The following is a 19490-nucleotide window of genomic DNA, read 5'->3' as shown; positions in this document are numbered from 1 at the left end:
GATAAAGTTTTACAGAAGGCAACGAATAGAACGAAGGCTAGTTAAACCTCCGTTCCCCTCCCTTTCCTCCTGTGCAAGTGATCACGTTGGATTAGCCTTCGTCCCCTTCTGTAGGAACAACCCCTTTCTCCGCCCCACCCCATGCAGGCTCTCGTTCTCGAAAAACAAAACAAACTTTCCCTTCGCGACATCGACATCGCCGAAACGCTCGGCCCGCACGACGTGCGCATCGACATCAAGACGGTCGGCGTTTGTGGCAGCGATGTGCACTACTACACGCACGGCCGCATCGGCCCCTTTGTGGTCAACGCCCCGATGGTGCTCGGCCATGAGGCCGCCGGCGTGATCAGCGAGATCGGTTCCGCCGTCACCCACCTTGCCGTCGGCGATCGCGTTTGCATGGAGCCAGGCATCCCCAACCCGCTCGGCCGCGCCACCCAGCTCGGGCTCTACAACCTCGACCCCGAGGTGCGCTTCTGGGCCACCCCGCCGATCCACGGCGTGCTGCGCCCGTCCGTCGTGCATCCCGCCGCCTTCACTTTCAAGGTGCCACACAACGTGAGCTTCGGCGAAGCCGCCCTCGTCGAGCCCCTCGCCGTCGGCATGCACGCCGCCACCAAGGCCAAGGTGAAGCCCGGCGACGTCGCCATCGTCATGGGTGCCGGCACCATCGGCATGGTCACCGCGCTGAGCGCCCTCGCCGCCGGCTGCAGCCGCGTTTTCATCACCGATGTCGCTCAGCCGAAACTCGACCTTGCCGCCACCCTCGGCGCCATCACGCCGGTCAATGTCGCCGCGGAAAACCTCACCGAGGTGATCAACGCCGCCACCGGTGGTTGGGGCGCCGACCTCGTCTTCGAAGCCAGCGGCAACGCCCGCGCCGCCGCTTCGGTCTTTGAGGCGCTTTGCCCCGGCGGCTGTGTCGTTTTTATCGGCATGCCGGGTGGCCCGATCCCCTACGATGTCGTCGCGGCGCAGATCAAAGAAGCCCGCGTCGAACACGTCTTCCGCTACGCCCACGTCTACCCGCGTTGCCTGGCGCTGATGGGCAGCGGCCAGCTCGACGTGAAGCCGCTCATCACCGAAACCTACCCCTTCGCCGACAGCATTGCCGCCTTCGACTACGCCAAGGCCCCCCAGCCCACCTCGGTCAAAGTCCAGATCGAGCTGTAGTTCGTTTTTTCCACCGGAGAAAAGAGAGGTTAACAGAGCGCTCCTATCCCCTTCGCTCCCTTCGCTCCCTTCGTTTCCTTCTGTAAAACCCCTCAGGCTGACGGCTCCGTTACCCTCCGTTGCCTCCTGTAAAAGCAAAATGTCTACCCCGACTTCGCCGAACGGCGTCACCCCGCCCCGTTCCCTCGCCGCGTCCCTGCGCTACATCGGCCCCGGCCTCATCCTGACCGCCGGCATCGTCGGCACCGGTGAACTGGTCGCCACGCCCAACGTCGCCGCCGAGAGCGGCTTCACCCTGCTCTGGCTCATCATCCTTGGGTGCGTGGTGAAGGTTTTTGTGCAGGTCGAACTCGGGCGCTATGCCGTCGCAACCGGCACGCCCACCCTGCGCATGCTCGACATGGTGCCTGGCCCGCGTCTGCGCGTCGGTTGGATGGTCTGGGTCTTCCTACCCGTCTTTGTCGCTATGATCTCGGTGATCGGCGGTATGCTCGGCGGCACCGCCGAGGTCATGCACCTGGCCGGCATCGACGCCTCGGCCTCCACCCTTGCCATCGTGCTGGGCGTCTCGCTTGCACTCCTGCTGGGAGTTGGCCGCTACAAACTCGTCGAACGCTTCTCCATCGGCCTCGTCATCCTCTTCACCGTCTCGACTGTCTTCGCCTTGTTCGCGTTGCAGACGACCGACTTTCGCGTCACCTCCGCCCAAGTGTTGCGCGGACTCGAGTTCCGCCTGCCCGAAGATTTTTCCGCCGCGTTTGTCGCCTTCGGCATCATCGGCGTCGGCGCCGCCGAACTCATTTATTACCCCTACTGGTGTCTGGAAAAAGGCTACGCCGCGCGCGTCGGATCCCACGACGCCGGCTGGCTCGACCGCGCCCGCGGTTGGATGAAGGTGATGAAAGTCGACGCCTTCGCCTCGCTCGTGCTCTACACCACCGCGACGGTCGTATTCTTCCTGCTCGGCGCCGCGGTGCTCCACGCCAAGGACGTGCAACTCTCCGACGACGGTTTGGTTGGGTCGCTCGCGCACATGTATCTGGAGAGCTTCGGTCCGCTTGGCTTCTGGATCTTTGTCGTCGGTGCCTTTGCCACCCTCTATTCGACCGCCTTCGCCGCCACCGCCGCCAACGCCCGACTCATGGTCGACGCGCTGCCCATGCTCGGGCTCATGTCCGAAACCGATGACCCGGAACGCAAGGCGCGCCGCATCAAATGGCTCGGAGTCACCCTCCCGCTCTACGGCACCGTGCTCTACGTGGCCTGGCCCAATCCCTATTCGCTCATCATCATCAGCGGCGCCGGTCAGGCCATCCTGCTCCCCTTCCTCGCGGCCTGCGCACTCTACCTGCGACATCGCCGCCTGCGCCCCGAGCTTCGCCCGGGTCCCGTTTGGACCGCGTGCCTGTGGCTCTCCGGCGCCGCCCTCACCTTTGTCGGCGCGTGGCAGTTGATCAGCCGTTTCTAGCTTAAACTTCCACCAACCACCGCACCGCTTCCTGCGCAGCGGTGAGGCCCATGGCGCCGGTCACCCAGACCGCGGTGCCAAAACCGCTGGCGCAGTCGAGCTTCAGGTTGCTGCCCGGCTCCGCCTCGGTGCTGCAGGTGCCGTCGGCCCAGGGGTAGACCGGCTTCTCCGCCGACCATACGCAGCGCACGCCGTAGCGGTTGCCTTCGCCACGAGCGAAACCGTGGTCTTTGCGCAGTTTGCGGCGGACCATCTTCAACAATTCATCGCCGCCCGCCTCGCCGAGGTCCCCCACGCGCAGTTGCGAGGCGTCGCGCTTGCCGCCCGCTCCCCCGACCGTCACGCACCGCTTGCCGAGGCGCACGCAGGCCGCAATGAGCTCGGCTTTGTTGGTCGTGCCATCGATGGCGTCCACCACCAGATCGAAGGCCGGCTCCAGCAGCCGGGCGGCGTTGGCGGCCGTGATGTATTCGGTAACCGGTGACACCACGCAGGCAGGGTTGATCAGGCGCACGCGCTCCGCCAGCGCGTCGACTTTGGGGCGACCGAGATTACCGTCGAGCGCCGGCAACTGGCGGTTGGTGTTGGTGATGCAAAGGTCGTCGAGGTCGATGAGCGTGAGCGCGCCGACGCCGCTGCGGGCGAGTCCTTCCACCGTCCAGGAACCCACGCCGCCCACGCCGATCACCGCGACGTGCGCGCCGCGCAGACGATCAAGCGCCGCCAAACCGAAGAGCCGGCCGACGCCGCCGAAACGATCTTCGTAGTTGGAACTCATTCGGCCGAACGCGGGATTTCCACGGCTTCGCTTTCCCGCGCGGCCCGCAGCGCTTCCATGCCTCCACTCACGTCGGAACCACTCGGGTGCTGATACACCTCGAGGTCGAAGACCTTGGCGACGGCCAGCATGTGATCGAAGATATCCGATTGAATGCCTTCGTAGACCGCCCAGGCGGTGTTGTTGGCGAAACAATAAATCTCCAGCGGCAGGCCGTGCGGCGTGGGCTGGAGCTGACGCACCAGCAGGGTCTTGTCCTGTGCGATGCGGGGATGCGTCTTCAGGTAGTTCAGGCAATAGGCGCGGAAGGTGCCGATGTTGGTGAGCCGGCGTCCGTTGCCCAAAACACTGGCGTCGGGACCGAGCTTCTCATTGTCGGCCGCGATCTCCTTGCGCTTGGCGTCGAGGTGCTCGCGCACGTGGCCGATCTTGGACCACCGCGCGAGTTGATCTTCGTTGGCAAAGGTGATCGAGCTCACGTCGAAACAGATCGAGCGTTTGATGCGGCGGCCGCCCGAATCGGACATGCCGCGCCAGTTGCGGAAAGAGTCGGAGATGAGGCTGTAGGACGGGATCGTGGTGATCGTCTTGTCCCAGTTCTGCACCTTCACGGTGGTCAGGGCGACGTCGATCACATCGCCGTCGGCGCCCGCCTTCGGCATCTCGATCCAGTCCCCCACCCGCACCATGTCATTGGCGGAGATCTGGATGCCCGCCACGAAGCCGAGGATCGCGTCCTTGAACACCAACAACAGCACCGCAGTGACTGCGCCCAGGCCGGAGAACAGCAGCACCGGCGATTTGTCTAGGACGATGGCGAGGATGAAGATCACGCCCACCACCACTGCGACAAGCTTCACCGCCTGCGCGAAACCCTTCACCGGCACGCCTTTGCGGCCTTTCTTTTTTTCAATGCCGCCTTGGATGGCGTTGAGCAGCGCAAACAGCACGCCCAGCCAGATGCAGATCAGGTAGATGCTGACCGCGCCGTGCACGATCTTGGACAACAAGGGCTCGTTGCCCAACACCCCCGGCCCGAAGGTGTTGATCACGATCGCCGGTGCCAGATGCGACAGCCGCGTGAACACCCCCGTCTCCAGCAACTGGTCGTCCCACGTCATGCGCGTGCGGCGGATGACCGTGTGCACCACCTGCAGGATGACCCGTTTCGTGATGAGGTTCGCCAGCACGGCAAGCAACACCACCAACACGATGCCGGCGGTTGTGCCGAGCACCTCGGCCCAATACTCGGAGACCCGGTGGTCCGTCAGCCAGGCCTGCCAGTTTTCAAGAAGCGCATTCATGGACCGGCCAGCGAAGGCCAGCCCTCGCGCCTCGTCAATCCACCGTGGTCGCTTCTGTCACCGGCACCGCCTCACGCGCCACCGTCACGTCGGCGGCGACCTCGTCGCGGATGAGCGCCCAGTGGAAAAGGTTGTCCTCGTTGGCGGTGAAAAAGTTGTGGTTGTAGTGGGTGAGCTTCATGTCGCGGTAGAGCGGACGCGTGATCGCGATCACGTCGTCCCAATGCCGCAGCGCCTGCTCCAACCACCCCACCGCGGCGGCCTGACGCTCGGCCTCGCCGGTGATCCGGAAGGTTTCCAACGCGACCGCGCCCCGCAGCTTGGCGGCGAGGTGCAGGCCCAGGCTGGCCCAGGTCCGGATATCCGCCACTTCGTAACGCAACGAAGCGTTGCCGGTCGTGTCGATGTCGGCGGTCAGCCGATACGCTTCGCGGCAATCGCGCTCCAGCATCTCGGCCAGAATCGGGGGCGTGATCCGACCGGACGCAAAGCTGCCGCCGCTCAGGATCGTTTCCACGTAGTCCTTCACCGCCACGTATTCGGACGCCATCGTCGGCTGGTTGATCAAGGCGTCCACGCCGATGTAGTTCGTGTAGGTGCCCTGCAGCGCGAGGAAACCTTCGCTGTAGAGCGTGAAGTCCCAGCGCGAATCGTAGAGCGAGGCAAGGCGAAGCTGGGTCGAAGAGGCCAGCGACATGGCCTCGAGCAGATTGCGACCCGCGTCGCCGTAGCGTCGCTCATACTCGGCCGCAAACACCGCGTCAGGCGTCTCCGGATCGTAGAGCAGGCGACCCCAGAGTTTGTAGAACAACCACTGCCGCTCGAAGGCCCAGGTCCAGTCCACCGGATCATCGATCGCGGTGAAATAATCCAAGGCCGGGATGTAGCACTCCGAACCCACGAAGTAGCCACCCGAGTAGGCGTGCTCACCATTGAGCGCGATGTGTTGGCGGATGAAATCCGGCACGCCCCAGCGCAGGGCAAAGAAATCCTCGTTACGCGCCTGCCACGTGACGCGGTAGTTGCTCGGCGTCGGTTCGAAGTAGGTGTCGCCCAGTTTGCCGCCGTGAACCTTTTCCAACTTCGGCGTCGAGTGGGCGTGCGACCAGTTGAACTTCATCTCCACCCAGATCGGGCCCTCAAACGCGTCGCCCAATCGTTCCATCGCCTCCCGCGTCACGACCTCCACGTTCTTGCTCGTGCTGCCGCCGGAATCGAGATTGGCCGAAAACGGCACGCGATGGATGAGCTTCACCGGACGTTCCTCCGCCGCCTCCAACATGCCTGCGATGATCACGTCATCCATCCACTGCTGGCGCTCCAGCGGCGTCATGCCCGCCATGCCCTCGCCGTGCGAAAGGCCGATGCCATCGAGGTCCGGATACTCCGCCAAAACCTGCTTCACGCTCTCACGGATATAGCGCCGGACCAATTCCGATCTCTCGCCCTCCACGTAGTAATAAGGGTAAAAATTTCGCTCCGCCAAACCGTGCGCCTCAGCCAGCTCACGGCTTACAAAGATGCTCCAGTGCACGATGTAGGTGTCCAAGCCACGGTCTTTCGCCATGGCGAAGATCTGACGGTAGAGCGCCTGCCATTCGGCAAACTCCTCGGGGCCCCACGGACTCGCCTCCGGAAAATTCGTCGGCTGCACCATGAAGGTGAACGGGTGCATGTTCCAAAGACTGATCGCGTTGAAGCGGTTCTCCACCATCATGTCCAGAAACGCCTCCCAATACTTCGGATCCTTCGCGGTCGGGATGTGTTGATCGAGCGCCGAGCTCGGCCGGTAGGTCTCCCACGGCAAGTTGAACTTGATGCCCCGAAACGCCTGGTCGGGCTGCGCCGCCTGCGCCGCGATCTCACCCAACGGCGTGCCCGCCTGCAACTCGTCGACGAGGGCCAGCACCCCGTAGACCATGCCCAATCCATCGCCGCCGTAGACGGTGATCACCTTGCCCTCGGGAATGATCTCAAAGCCCTCCTTCGCCAACCGGGTCGGATGCGTCGAGAAACTCACCAGATAATCATACCCGATCGGCGCCGCACTCACTTCGTGCCCGGCCTCGATCAAGGCCGCCGTCAAACGCGCCTCAGCGTAGTCGCTCGTGCGCTCGGAATGATCGGGCACCACCCGCACCATGTCGGCGCGTAGCAACGACGCGACCAACCAGACCAAACAGAAAAGCGAAACAGCACGGCGGATACACATGGGGATAAATCGGGGTTGTGCCGACTCGACCACAATCCGGCACCGATCGCCACCCCCGACCGCGCTGAACGTCGCCCAGGGCGCCACCACGTGTTCATAGACCGTGCTCGCGCAGCGCAGCGACCGCGCTCGCCACCCGCGCCTCGCCCGCCCCACTCACCACCGCGATACGATCCGCCACGTCCGCATACGCCGACCGCAGCCGCGCGGCCGCCGCCTGCCACGCCTCCGGATCGTCGAAACAGCGTTGCGGGTCCGCCTCCCAGGGCAGGTCCGTCTCACACCATAGAAACAAGGCATAACGCTCCCGCCGCCGCGCCGCCTCCTCCCGCACCCACGGTGCGATATGTCCGCCATACATCGCGTCAGCCCAAAAAACATTGGTCGTCAGATCGGTATCGCAGAACACCACCCGACGCGCGGCCAACGCCGCCACCTCCTCGTTGACGATCTGCCCACGCGCGATGGTGGCCAAATCCCACGACGTGATCCGCCCCGCGCGTCGATCCCAAAACGCCCGCACCGCCTCCACCGCCCACGTTTCACCCCAACGCTCCGCGAGCGCCGCCGCCAGGGCCGACTTGCCGGTCGATTCCGCCCCGATGATCGCGACGCGTCTTACGGCTTTAGACATGCTCGGTCTCCCCGGCGCGCTCGGCTTGCATCGCCCGCCACCAACTCCACCACCCCGTCAGCCCCATCACTAAAAACACCGCGTAGAGAAACGAGGTGTAGGCCAGCCCGGCCGCCCAGTAGGTTACGACCGCCACGCTGTTGACCGCGACCCAACCGGCCCAGTTCTCCAGGCGTTTGCGCACCTGCAGCACCTGCGCCGCCATGCTGAACGAGGCGATGAACGTGTCGCGATAGGGCATCGCCGCATCCGTGTGCGTGCTCTGCCACCAGCCCCAAATCAGCGTGAGCCCGGTCGCCGCCGCCAACCAGCCCGCTCGCGCCGACCAACCCTGCGTCGTGATCGGCAGCTCGGGCGCATTGCCCTTGTGTTTCACCCAGTGCCACCAGCCGTAAGCCAGACAGCCGAAGAAAAACACCTGCAGCTTCGCGTCCGCATAAAACGTCGCCCGCCAAAAGAGCACGCCCTGCACCGTCACCGCCACCAGGCCCACCGGAAACGCCCACAGGTTGCGCCGAATCATCAGCAGCACCCCGGCGATTCCCAACACCAGATTCAATTGGTCCAGCGGACTCCCTTCGCGGAACCCATGGATGACTTCACTTATCCAAGACGGCATCACCTCCGTTCATCACCCAAGTTCGGTGCTTTGAACAGCGCTTTAATCAGTCAATCCAATCGGACCCACCCGTCCTTCGGCGTCTTTGTAATCGGCCTCAAGCGCTATTGAGTTCGCCAAAGCGACCCACGAAATTCGCGAAGAACAACTACACGTAGATACCACTGAATTTCATATCGCCCCCGCAAGACTCACCCTTCTTTGGTCGAGTTATCTGGCCTCTTCAGTGCTGCGTTTCCGCACGAATCTCCATGCGCTCCTGTTCTGCCCTTCCTCGTCGCCGCTTCTGCACGCTGCTTCTCGGCGCTTTCGCGGCTGCGTCGGGTCTCTTTGCCCAAACCGATCGCACGTGGACGGGCAACAACAGCGCCCAGGACGACTGGAACCGCCGCCAGAACTGGTCCGGCAACGACGAGCCCGACACCTCCACCGAGCGTGCCTTGTTCGATACCAATGGCCTGCTGACCGCGATCGAGGTCACCGCCGCCGACACCACCGGCGGCATCCGCTTCGCCAGCACGCTCAATGACTCGATCACCTTTTACGGCGCCGGCGACCTCACCCTGCTCAACACCTACGGCATCACCAGTGCGTCCAACGGTGTGCAGACCTTCTCGGTGCCGCTGTCCCTCAGCAGCAACCAAACCTGGTCGATCACCTCGACCTCGGGCGACCTCATCTTCGACGGCGGCCTCTCTCTCAACTCCGCCACGCTCATCCTGCTCGCGACCAACGTGGCCAACGATTTCGCCTTCAGTGGCGTGGTCTCCGGTTCCGGCGGACTCACCAAGACCGGCTCCGGCACGCTCACCCTTTCCGCCGCCAACAACTACGCCGGCGCCACCACCATTTCCTCCGGCACGGTCGCCATTTCCAACGCCGCCGCCCTCGGCGCCACTTCCGCCGGCACCACGGTGAGCTCCGGCGGCACGCTCTCGCTCACCGGCACCGGCACGACTTTCAACGCCGAGTCGCTCACCCTCAACGGCACCGGCGCCGCCAGTGCGGGTGCCCTCGCCAATACCAGCGGCAACAACACCCTCACCGGCAACATCGCCCTCGCCAGCGCCTCCACCATCCGCGTCGCCTCCGGCACCACCCTCACCACCAACGCCGGCACCATCTCAGGCTCCGGCAATCTCACCAAAGCCAACACCGGCACCCTCGTCCTCGGTGGCACCAACACCTACTCCGGCTCCACCACCGTATCCGCCGGCACCCTGCGCGTGAGCAACACCGCCGGCCTCGGCAACACCTCCGGCGTCACCGTCTCCACCGGCGGCACCCTCGAACTCGCCACCTCCGGCGGCACCTACGACCAGTCGCTCATCCTCAATGGCACCGGCACCGCCGGCAACGGCGCGCTCGCCAACACCACCGGCAGCAACACCTGGTCGGGCAACATCGCGCTCGGCTCCGCTGCCAGCATCGGCGTTTCCAGCGGCGCCTCCCTCACGGCCGGCGGCGTCCTATCGGGCAGTGGCAATGTCTCCAAATCCGGCACCGGCACACTCACCCTTTCCGGCGCCAACACCCACACCGGCACCACCACCGTCGCCGCCGGCACCCTCGTCGCCGCCCACAGCGCCGCCCTTGGCTCCACCGGCGCCGGCACCACCGTCAGCAGCGGCGCCACCCTCTCTCTCGCCAACAACATCGCCGTCGGCGCCGAGGCCCTCACCAACCAGGGCACCCTCAACAACCTCTCCGGCAACAACAGCTATGCCGGCACCATCTCCGGCACTGGCGCGGTCACCACCACCGCCGGCCAACTCACCCTTTCCGGCAACAACAGCTACTCCGGCAACGTCACCGTCACCTCCGGCTCCACCCTCGTCGCCAGCTCCAACAACGCCCTCGGTTCCGGCGGCGGCACCACCACCGTTCAATCCGGCGGCACGCTGCAACTCACCGGTGGCATTTCTGCCGCGAGCGAAACCATGATCAACCTCGCCGGCACCGGCGTGGGCGGCGCCGGCGCCGTCGTCAGCTCCTCGGGCAACAACACCCTCGACGCCCCCTTCACCCTCACCGGCCACACCACCATCAGCGCCACCTCCGATACCCTCACGCTCGGCACCCAGTCCAATTCCCCCTACTTTTACCTGGGCGGCTACAACCTCACCCTCAACACCAACGGCGGTAACATCGTGTTTGAGGCCGATTTCACCAACACCGGCAACGTCACCAAAACCGGCTCCGGCACCCTCACCCTCAACCACGGCGAGGCCTATCCCTCCATCCTCAGCGCCTCCACCGCCTTCTACCTCAACGAAGGCACCACCATCCTCAACACCTACAACAACGAGAACTCCGGCATGAAAGGCACCGTTGTCATCGGCGACGGTATCGGCGCCGCCGGCTCCGCCATCCTCCAACAAGGTCTCTACGAGAGCGGCGTCGACGTCTCCAGCGAACTCATCGCCAACACCTCCAACGTCACCATCAACGCCGATGGCTACTGGGACCTCCAGGGGCACAAGGAGACCGTCAACCACGTCACGCTGAACGGCGGCACCATCGAAGCGAAGAATAACTCCGGCACCGGCGACCGTCTCGACATCATCGGCACCCTCACCGCCTCCAACAACGCCACCTCCACCATCGACGGTCGCCTCGGCATGAACAACGACGCCGCCAAGTCGATCGTCGTGAACAGCGGCTCCACCTTGCAGATCAACGCCGTCCTCTCCAACGGCGGCTTCAACAAGACCGGCGACGGCACCCTCGTCCTCGGCGGCGCCAACACCTTCACCGGCACCGCCAAGGTCTCCGACGGCATCGTGCGCGTCGACAACAACTCCGGCCTCGGCGCCGTCGCCGGCGGCACCCAGGTCCTTTCCGGCGCCCAGCTCCAGCTCAATGGCGTGACCATCGGCGCCGAATCCCTCCAGCTCGCCGGCACCGGCCATAACTCCGATGGGACCGGCGCCTTGCGCGCGCTCACCGGCACCACCAACTCCTGGGCCGGCAACGTCACCCTCACCGCCAACAGCGAGATCCAGACCGAGTCCGGCGCCTCCCTCACCATCGGCGGCAACATCACCGGCTCCGGTAAGACCCTCACCGTCGAGTCCATCGGCAACACCACCTTCACCGGCAACAACACCTTCAACACCCTGGAGAAGAACGGCGCCGGCACCCTCACCGTCACCGGCATCAACACCTACGCCACCACCAACGTGAACGCCGGCACCTTCGCGCTCGGCGCCAGTAATATCCTCACGGATACGATGGACATCAACCTCGGCGCCGCCGGCACCTTCAACGTCGGCGCCTACACCGAGACCATCGCCGACCTCAACGGCTCCGGCACCCTCACCATCGCCTCCGGCGGTGACCTCACCATCGACCAGCTCGGCAACACCAGCGCCTTTACCGGTGTCCTCGACGTCGACGGCATCCTTACCCTCAACGGCGGCACCATCGGCGCGGCCGACGGCACCGGCTCCACCGGCACGATGGAGCTCACCGCCTCCAACACCCTCAACATCGCCGCCAATTTCACCTTCGGCGGCACCCTCGAGCTCGGCGCCAACACCACCCTCAACCTCGTCAACGCCGGCACCACCTTCAACGTTGGCACCCTCCACATCACCGGCGACACCGTCATCGACTTCGCCGGTGTCGACGTCGCCACTTTCAACATCGGCACCCTCATCATTGACCCCGGCGCCGCCGTCACCGCCACCGGCTGGGCCAGCTTCTACGACCTGTGGACCGCCACCAACTTCTCCGGCGCGACCCTCGACAATCGCAACAGCACGACCGCCCAGATCACCTTCCAGGGCTTCACCGCCGCCGAGACCATCTGGCTCACCTACGACTACGGCGCCAACGAGATCACCGTGCCCGAGCCGTCCACCTACGGCGCCATCTTCATGGGCATCGCCCTCGCGGGATTCCTCTGGCGCAAACGCCGCGCCTACTGCGCGGCGACGAACGCTTCCAAGGCCTCGCGCGTGACCACGTGACGCGCGCTGCAGCGCGGACAACGGATCTCGATCGCCGGGTCGCCCGCAAACAGCTCGTCGCCCTCCGCCTGAAACGCCGGCGCCAGGACCTGCAACATGCGTTGCTGATTGCAGCCACAGTGCCAGCGCTGGATCCGCCGCTCCATCAGGTTCGTCGTCTCCGTTTCGTGGATATGGGTCACCGCATCTCCATCGAGTGACTCAAACCAGGCCATGTCGCAGTCCGGGTGCTCACTCACCAGCGCGAAGGTTTCTTCGGCCAGTTGAAAATAGCGCGCGCCGCGCTGTTCGCTCTGCCGGTAGAACGCCTCCACCGCCACCAGCGCATCGTCGCCGGTGAAACCCACCGAGCTCCGCCGCTTCTCGCCGCGACCGCGAATCACATCGGCGTAGAACAGGTTGTCTGCCATCTGCTTCACGTTCTCGTCAAACACCCGCCCGGTGACCGCGCCATTCTCATTGTCACCGGTGAGGAACAGGTTCACCAGCGGCTGCTGGAAATTGATCGTCCACGCCGTCATCTCGTTCCACGGCCGCGACGCGCAGTGCAGGACGAAACCCGCCAGCGCTCGCTTGAACATGGCGTCATGCTCCGGCGACAGCTTGATGCCGTGATCGTTCAGGTGGAGGTAATAATCCACGAACAAGGGGCCGAAGTCAGCCTGCGCCAACAGCGCATTGCGCTCGCGCACAAAGAAGGTCCGGACCTCGAGGCCCGATTCCGCGTCATTGACCGGCGTGGATGCATCCCTGCTCATGCGCGCCAACATTCAGCCAACCCGCCCCCTGTCCACTCCCGATCGCAGAATTCCCACTACCACGCAGCCGCGAGCGCAAGCGAGTGGTCCTTGCGCCCGCCCCGGCAAGCTGCCGTCATCGCCCCATGTCCGCCAACTTCGAGGAGCTCGATTACCAAAATACCCCGCTCGGTCCGGTGAGCCTGCGCCGCCAGGTGCTCAAGATGTTCGATAACCGCGAGATCCACGAGGTGAAGCTCGGCCAAGACTACCTCATGTCGTCGCTCTTCACCAAAGTCGAAGAGGAGCTCTCCCACCTCAGCCTCGTCCAGGTGAAGGCGCCCTCGGCCGACATCGTGGTCGGCGGACTCGGTCTCGGTTTCACCGCCTGGGCCGCCCTGCAACACGACCACGTCGGATCCCTGCTCGTCGTCGACTACCTCGCCCCGGTCATCGATTGGCACCAACGCGGACTCGTGCCCCTGGGCCCCAAACTCACCGCCGACCCGCGCTGCCGCTTCGTGCACGGCGACTTCTTTGCCCTCTCCGCCGCCGACAGCGACGGCTACGATCCCGAGCAACCCGGCCGTCGTTTTCACGCCATCCTCCTGGATATCGACCACTCGCCCGACCACCTGCTGCACCCGCGCCACGCGGCCTTCTACGATGAGGCCGGGTTGCGCGCCTTCGCCCAAGCCCGACTCCATCCCGGCGGCGTCTTCGGCCTGTGGTCCGACGACCCGCCCGAAGACCGCTTCCTGCACAACCTCCGCCAGGTCTTCGCCACCGTCGATACCCACGTCGTCGCCTTCCCCAACCCCTTCCTGCACCGGGATTCCGAAAGCACCGTCTACGTCTGCCGCCTGGCCGAATAGCCACCGGCAAGTGGATGCGGACGTCCCCGACCGCGTCTTCCCCTGCCCTCCGCTCGACCGCTGCGTGGTTCTACCCAAGCCCGCCGGGGCATCAGCCCGATTCCCCTGCGGACCGCAAGTCTGCTAGACTTTGGCCCATGGATGCAGCCCGAGCCGAGAATGTCGCCCGTCGTCACGAAGTCTACCAAGCCCTCGTCAAAAAGGAAGCTGTCGAACAGGACGCCGCCGCCAAAAACGCCCTCGCCGAGGGCCTGCACCTGCCGGTAAAAAAAGCTCACGCCGCCTTGCCCGAAACCGTCGGCAAGTCCCTCAACGTCCAAGCCTGATAGGCCGCTTCAGTCGCACGAATACGTGCGAAATTTCCGAGCAGGTCGGCAACCTTCGCCGGCGAACGGGGTATTATACGGAAACATCACCGCAACCCGTTCCCACCGTATGGCCACCACCCAACTCCTCCATCTCATCCAACTGCGCACCCGTCGCGTCGCCGACTGGCTGCGTGATCAGGTTCAACTCGCCTGGATCGACACCCTCGATTCCGACTACCGCGACTGGAAACCAGAAGGTCAGATTTACGAACGGCTGATTCGTTAAAACAAAACGCGATCTGCTGTCCGTCTGCGCCGCCGTCCCCTTCATCGGGATGGCGGCCTTTTTTTGTCGAGACCCCGCGCCCAACCCCGCTTGCTCGCGCCGTGCCCGCCCGCCCGCGTCTCGTTCCCGCGCTCAACGTCTCCCCCGAGGCCGCGCGCCACTTCGCCCTGCTCGCCACCGGCCTCACCGTGCCGCACCCCGATCTCGGCTCAGGGCTCGTCCACCACGGTTTCATCCAGATCGACCCCATCAACGTCTGCGGACGCATGCACGAGCACATCGCCCGCACCCGCGTCGTCGGTTACCACGAAGGCGACCTGCACCGCCACGTGCATGGGCTCGACGACGACGCCGTGCACGGCACCCCGACGCTCCCCGCCGAAGAACGCACCGCCTTCGAACACTTCCACCCCGGCCGCATCGTGCTCGCCGCTTTCACCACGGAAGCCTGGCCGCACCTGCAAAGCCTCATGGCCCGCCGCTCGCGTCTGCCCGGTTCCTGGGGCGGCAAACTCACCGCCCCCGAACGCCGGCTCGCCACGCAAGTGCTCGCCGAGATCGAGACCCGCGGTGCCCTCGCCTCCGAACACTTCGACCACGACGCCCGCAGCCACAACGGCTGGAACTCCTCGCGCCTCGTCAAAGTGGTCTTGGACAAACTCTTCGCCCACGGCCGCCTCCTCATCGCCCGCCGCCTCAACGGCCGCCGCGTCTACGACCTGCCCGAGCGCCTCCTCCCCGCCGCCGTCCTCGCGCAACCGCGCCCCACCGCCCGCGCCACCGCCCGATGGATCGCCCACCTTAAACTGCGTCAACACCGCCTCGTCACGCTCTCCCGCGATGAGCTTCCCCTCGTCGCCGACCTCGTGCAGCCCCTCACCGTGCAGAACTGCCCGCCGCTCTACGTCCTGCGCGAAGACCGCCCCCTGCTGGAAGCCGCCGTCGCCGGGACCGCGCCGCCGCCGCCCGCGCCGCGCCTGATCGCCCCGCTCGATCCGCTCATCCTGGATAGGAAGGTCGTCCAAAAGCTCTGGGGCTTCGACTACACCTGGGAGGTCTACACCCCCGCCGCCAAACGCCAGCGTGGTTACTACGCGTTGCCCCTCCTTGCCGGCGACCACCTCATCGGCCACGCCGACCTCAAGGCCGACCGCCCCGCCGGCCGCCTGCGCACAATCGGCCGCCAATGCCCCCGCCCCCACCGCATCGCCCCCGCCATCGCCACCGTCGCCACCTTCCTCGGCCTCAAATAACCCCAGCCCCCCGCGCAACACCCCCCGCGCCCTCGCACAACTTGTCACTTAGCAAGTGACAAACTCCACATATGAACTGTCACCCATTAGGTGACACTTCATCTTAAGCCTTTTAGGGATAGGGTTTTAAATTCGCCTATTGTCAGAATAGCCCGAGTTGCGCACCGGGGAGTGCGTCCTCCGCCGGCTCCACCTCACCCGGCCACGCCGCGGGCGCCGGCACGGCTTCGGGACAGCGGTCGTGCAGCATCGACTGAAACCGCCGCGCCAGCGGCGGGGCGTGCAGGTCATCCGGGTGATGCAGGAAAACATACGGCTCGCGCCCTTCGTCCAACCAACGCGCCACCACCTCGACCCACTCGCTGAGCCAAGGGTCGTTGTCCCCTCCCGTTGGATCAGCCACCCAGCGCACAAACGGCCGCCGACCCGTCGCCGTGAAGCGCGCCGGCACTCGCGGTTTTTTGCGCAACGCCGCCTGCCCCTCCTCGTCTTCCGGATGAACCTTCGCCGCAAACAGCGGCCGCGTGTCGAAGTTCACCCGATCCACGCCGACCTCCGTCAACATCGCATCCAAGGCCGCCTCCTCCGACCCGCCCCTGAAGAACGCCCGGTGCCGCAACTCCACCGCGTAGGTCAAGTCCCGCGGCAGACTCACCAAATAGTCGCGCAACAACCCCAACCTCTCCGGCCCAAAACTCTGGTGCAGTTGCAGGAAAAACGGCCCGCAGCGATCCGCCACCGGTGCCAGCCGCGCAAAGAAGGCCGCCGTGTCCTCCCCGCAGTTCAGCAGCGCGCGTTCATGCGAAATCGTCCGCGGAAACTTGAAGGCAAACCGCCACCACGCCGGCGCCTCGTCCGCCCAGCGCGCCACCGTCTTTTCGCTCGGCAAACCGTAGAACGTCGCGTTGCCCTCCGCCGTCGCGAACACGCTGGCGTATTGCCCCAAAAAGTCTTCCCGCCTCGCGCCGCGCGTGAAGAGGTTCCCCGCCCAAGGTGCATGCGCCCACACCGGGCACCCGATCCGCACCCGGGTCGAAACCCCACTTGCACCAGCCTCAGACATACCTCCACCGAACGCATAAAATCCCCGTCGCACAACTCCACCCTTTCACTCTTCCCGCTTCCCTCTTCACCTTCCCCCCGTGCCTGAACTGCTGGACACCCTTCGCACGACTTTTGGTTACGATCGTTTTCGCCCCCTCCAGCGCGAAATCATCGAAGCGCACCTCGCCGGCCGCGACGTTTTCGCCCTCCTCCCCACCGGCGGCGGCAAGTCGATGTGTTTCCAACTCCCGGCCCTGGTCCGCGCCGACCGCGGACTCACCGTCGTCGTCTCGCCGCTCATCGCGCTGATGAAGGACCAGGTCGACCAACTCTCGGCCGCCGGCGTCCCCGCCACCTACCTCAATTCCACCCTCTCCGCCGCCGAAGCCCGCTCCCGCCTCGCCGGCCTGCACCGCGGTCAGTTCCGCCTGCTCTACGTCGCGCCCGAGCGTCTCATGCTCGACAACTGGCAACAGAATCTCACCGGCTGGAACGTCGCCGCCATCGCCATCGACGAAGCCCATTGCGTTTCCGAATGGGGCCACGACTTTCGCCCCGAATACCGCCAGATCGCCCAGCTCCGCGACATCCTGCCCGAGGTGCCGATCATGGCCCTCACCGCCACCGCCACCGAGCGCGTGCGCGAGGACATCGTCAGCCACCTCAAGCTCCGCGATCCCGGCGTCTTCGTCGCCTCCTTCAACCGTCCCAACCTCACCTACAAGGTCCTGCCCAAGGACGGTCCCGCCCGCCAGATCATCGACTTCATCAAGACCCGCCCCGACGAAAGCGGCATCGTCTACTGCGCCACCCGCGCCACCGCCGAACGCACCGCCGAGGCGCTCTCCAGCCGCGGCTACTCCGCCCGCCCCTACCACGCCGGTCTCAGCAACGACGAACGCGCCGCCAACCAAGAGTCCTTCCTGCGCGACGACACCCGCATCATCTGCGCGACCATCGCCTTCGGCATGGGCATCAACAAACCCAACGTCCGCTGGGTCATCCACTACGACCTGCCGAAAAACATCGAGGGCTATTACCAGGAAACCGGCCGCGCCGGCCGCGACGGATTGCCCGGCGATTGCCTCCTGCTCTTCAGCGCCGGCGACGCCGCCAAACAGACGCACTTCATCGACGAGATCACCGACGAGCACGAACGCACCGTCGCCCGCACCCAGCTCCGGCAAATGCTCCACTATGCCGAGAGCGCCGGCTGCCGGCGGGTCGAATTGCTCGGCTACTTTGGCGAGGGCTTTTCCATCGATGGCTGTGGCGCCTGCGACAACTGCCTCGAACCCCGCGAAACCTACGACGGCACCATCCTCGCCCAGAAATTTCTCTCCTGCGTTTACCGCATCCGCCAGGTCACCCAGTTCGGCTGCGGCGCCAATCACATCATCGAGGTCCTCACCGGCGCCGACACCGAAAAGATCCGCCGCTGGGGCCACGATCGCATCTCCACCTACGGCATCGGCAACGAACTCTCGCGCCCGCAGTGGGCGGCGGTCTTCCGCGAACTCCTCCGTCTCGGCTACCTCATGCAGACCGACGGCAAGTTCCCCACCGTCGAGCTCACCCAGGAGGGCGTCGACGTATTGCGCTCCCGCGAACCCATCACGCTCACCAAACCGCTCATCGTGCCGAAGGCGCAAAAAGTCCGCCGCCGCCGCGAGGGCGAAATCGCCTGCGACGAGATCCTCTTCGACCAACTGCGCAAGCTCCGCAAGTCCCTCGCCGACGAACGCGGCGTGCCCGCCTACGTCATCTTCGGCGACGCCACTCTTCGCCAAATGGCGCGCGAGTATCCGGAAAGTCCCGACGCCATGCACGACATCTTCGGCATGGGCGCCAAGAAACACGCCGAATTCGCCGAGACCTTCGCCACCACCATCCGCACCTACCTCCAGGAGCACGGCCGCCAGACCTTCAACGACTGAACGCCTCCCGCCGCAGGGCCCGGATCCCCCTTGGGCTCACCCTCACCCGAACATCAGGTTCAGGAGCACCACGGACAGCAGCGACCAGACCACAATGCTGGCGAGCTTCGCCGCGCCGGCCACGGCCACCGCGCGTTTCAACGAGCTGGCGTGGGTAAACTTCATCAAGGTCACCAGCAGCACGAGGTAGGACAGCGCGTGGTCGACATGAAACGTGTCGGTCACCCCCAAAATCTTGTTGGCCGAAAACTCCACCACCGCGCGCATGGCCACGGCCGCGAAGGCCGGCAAAAACATCTGGCCCCAGTCTCCGTGGATATCCGACCACGCGAAGGCCCCCTTCAGGATCACGACCATCACCATCAAACCGATCAGCATTTCCACCCCAAGATAGGCCATCTCCTGGCCGATCGAGAGTTCATAGTCGTAGTCCTCTCCCTCGCCGTATTCGCCGTTCAGATACGCCTCGGTCTCCTCTTCAAACTGCTTCCGCTCCTCCGCCCAGGCGGCCTCCATCGCTTGTTCCTGCCGGAGTGCCTCCTCCGTCGCCAGCCGCTCGGCCTCCGCCTCGGCCGCCGCGGTCGCTTCAGCTTCCTGCCGCATTTGCATGCTGACCGACTTTGTCACGGCGCCATTCACACCATCGACTGGCAGCTGCCGAATCGCGGTCACTTTCCCGTCAGTAAAGGTCACGCGACCGTCCGCCGGATACATCCATATATCGCGCCCGCCGGCCGACATGGTCGACTGCGGTTTACCGAGCTCCTCCAACACTTCCTCGGGCAACATGCCGTATTGCAGCGCCTGCCCGCTGGCCAGGGTCGCCGTCCATCCGAAGAGGAGTGAGATCAGTAAACGTCTCATGGACCGGAAGCTAGGTAAGCCGCC

At 65.0% G+C, this 19490-nt stretch carries 16 protein-coding genes; 8 read left to right on the top strand and 8 right to left on the bottom strand.

The genetic code is table 11. The features are described 5' to 3' along the window. The first annotated feature begins 141 nt into the window (after window positions 1-141). Window positions 142-1173: an NAD(P)-dependent alcohol dehydrogenase gene (locus tag AC0MRV_RS04270; protein WP_472763195.1), complete on the top strand. Its 1032-nt coding sequence runs from the start codon at window positions 142-144 to the stop codon at window positions 1171-1173. A 139-nt stretch (window positions 1174-1312) separates the two neighbouring features. Beyond that, window positions 1313-2641 carry an Nramp family divalent metal transporter gene (locus tag AC0MRV_RS04265; RefSeq protein WP_472763194.1) on the top strand — a complete coding sequence of 443 codons (1329 nt, stop codon included), beginning with the start codon at window positions 1313-1315 and terminating at the stop codon, window positions 2639-2641. Between the two features lies 1 nt (window position 2642). Here the strand turns inward: AC0MRV_RS04265 and AC0MRV_RS04260 are convergent, their stop codons facing one another. The 5 genes from AC0MRV_RS04260 to pnuC all read right to left on the bottom strand — a co-directional run bounded on the left by AC0MRV_RS04260 (window position 2643) and on the right by pnuC (window position 8188). Next, on the bottom strand, window positions 2643-3419 hold the full coding sequence (locus AC0MRV_RS04260; RefSeq protein WP_472763193.1) for a tRNA threonylcarbamoyladenosine dehydratase: 777 nt from the start codon (window positions 3417-3419) through the stop codon (window positions 2643-2645). Beyond that, window positions 3416-4723, bottom strand: a complete 1308-nt coding sequence (locus AC0MRV_RS04255; protein ID WP_472763192.1) for a mechanosensitive ion channel family protein — start codon at window positions 4721-4723, stop codon at window positions 3416-3418. Before AC0MRV_RS04255 ends, AC0MRV_RS04260 begins: the two co-directional genes overlap by 4 nt. Window positions 4724-4757: 34 nt before the next feature. After that, on the bottom strand, window positions 4758-6935 hold the full coding sequence (locus AC0MRV_RS04250; RefSeq protein WP_472763191.1) for a hypothetical protein: 2178 nt from the start codon (window positions 6933-6935) through the stop codon (window positions 4758-4760). A gap of 94 nt (window positions 6936-7029) precedes the next feature. Continuing rightward, the gene (locus tag AC0MRV_RS04245) at window positions 7030-7569 is read right to left on the bottom strand and encodes an AAA family ATPase (protein ID WP_472763190.1); all 540 of its coding nucleotides are present in this window, start codon (window positions 7567-7569) and stop codon (window positions 7030-7032) included. Next, window positions 7562-8188, bottom strand: a complete 627-nt coding sequence (gene pnuC / locus AC0MRV_RS04240) for a nicotinamide riboside transporter PnuC (RefSeq protein ID WP_472763189.1) — start codon at window positions 8186-8188, stop codon at window positions 7562-7564. The genes AC0MRV_RS04245 and pnuC overlap by 8 nt, the downstream gene beginning before the upstream one ends. Window positions 8189-8439: 251 nt before the next feature. Between pnuC and AC0MRV_RS04235 the strand changes: the two genes are divergently transcribed. Next, a complete protein-coding gene (locus AC0MRV_RS04235; protein ID WP_472763188.1) occupies window positions 8440-12162 on the top strand; it encodes a beta strand repeat-containing protein in 3723 nt (1240 codons plus the stop codon). Here the strand turns inward: AC0MRV_RS04235 and AC0MRV_RS04230 are convergent. Further along, window positions 12114-12920 (bottom strand): Hsp33 family molecular chaperone HslO, encoded by an 807-nt coding sequence (locus AC0MRV_RS04230; protein WP_472763187.1) that lies wholly within the window; start codon window positions 12918-12920, stop codon window positions 12114-12116. The two genes, AC0MRV_RS04235 and AC0MRV_RS04230, sit on opposite strands and share 49 nt — an antisense overlap. Before the next feature lie 125 nt (window positions 12921-13045). Between AC0MRV_RS04230 and AC0MRV_RS04225 the strand changes: the two genes are divergently transcribed. From AC0MRV_RS04225 to AC0MRV_RS04210, 4 genes are all read left to right on the top strand, one after another. Next, on the top strand, window positions 13046-13774 hold the full coding sequence (locus tag AC0MRV_RS04225) for a polyamine aminopropyltransferase (RefSeq protein ID WP_472763186.1): 729 nt from the start codon (window positions 13046-13048) through the stop codon (window positions 13772-13774). 137 nt (window positions 13775-13911) lie between these two features. Beyond that, the gene (locus tag AC0MRV_RS04220; protein WP_472763185.1) at window positions 13912-14100 is read left to right on the top strand and encodes a hypothetical protein; all 189 of its coding nucleotides are present in this window, start codon (window positions 13912-13914) and stop codon (window positions 14098-14100) included. A gap of 109 nt (window positions 14101-14209) precedes the next feature. Then, window positions 14210-14368, top strand: a complete 159-nt coding sequence (locus AC0MRV_RS04215; RefSeq protein ID WP_472763184.1) for a hypothetical protein — start codon at window positions 14210-14212, stop codon at window positions 14366-14368. Window positions 14369-14469: 101 nt separating this feature from the next. Further along, a complete protein-coding gene (locus tag AC0MRV_RS04210) occupies window positions 14470-15621 on the top strand; it encodes a DNA glycosylase AlkZ-like family protein (protein WP_472763183.1) in 1152 nt (383 codons plus the stop codon). Window positions 15622-15763: 142 nt separating this feature from the next. Here the strand turns inward: AC0MRV_RS04210 and AC0MRV_RS04205 are convergent, their stop codons facing one another. Continuing rightward, on the bottom strand, window positions 15764-16684 hold the full coding sequence (locus AC0MRV_RS04205; RefSeq protein WP_472763182.1) for a DUF72 domain-containing protein: 921 nt from the start codon (window positions 16682-16684) through the stop codon (window positions 15764-15766). A gap of 79 nt (window positions 16685-16763) precedes the next feature. Here AC0MRV_RS04205 and recQ point away from each other — a divergent pair, with 79 nt between their 5' ends. Continuing rightward, window positions 16764-18602: a DNA helicase RecQ gene (recQ, locus tag AC0MRV_RS04200; RefSeq protein WP_472763181.1), complete on the top strand. Its 1839-nt coding sequence runs from the start codon at window positions 16764-16766 to the stop codon at window positions 18600-18602. A 42-nt stretch (window positions 18603-18644) separates the two neighbouring features. Here recQ and AC0MRV_RS04195 read toward each other — a convergent pair whose 3' ends face one another. Further along, window positions 18645-19466: a hypothetical protein gene (locus AC0MRV_RS04195; RefSeq protein WP_472763180.1), complete on the bottom strand. Its 822-nt coding sequence runs from the start codon at window positions 19464-19466 to the stop codon at window positions 18645-18647. Window positions 19467-19490: the final 24 nt, after the last annotated feature.

The sequence above is a fragment of the Actomonas spartinae genome (assembly GCF_051209155.1).
In the GTDB taxonomy this organism is placed as follows: domain Bacteria; phylum Verrucomicrobiota; class Verrucomicrobiia; order Opitutales; family Opitutaceae; genus Actomonas.
The sequence above is the reverse complement of the archived record's forward strand: the minus strand, read 5'-3'. Positions and strand labels throughout refer to the sequence as shown.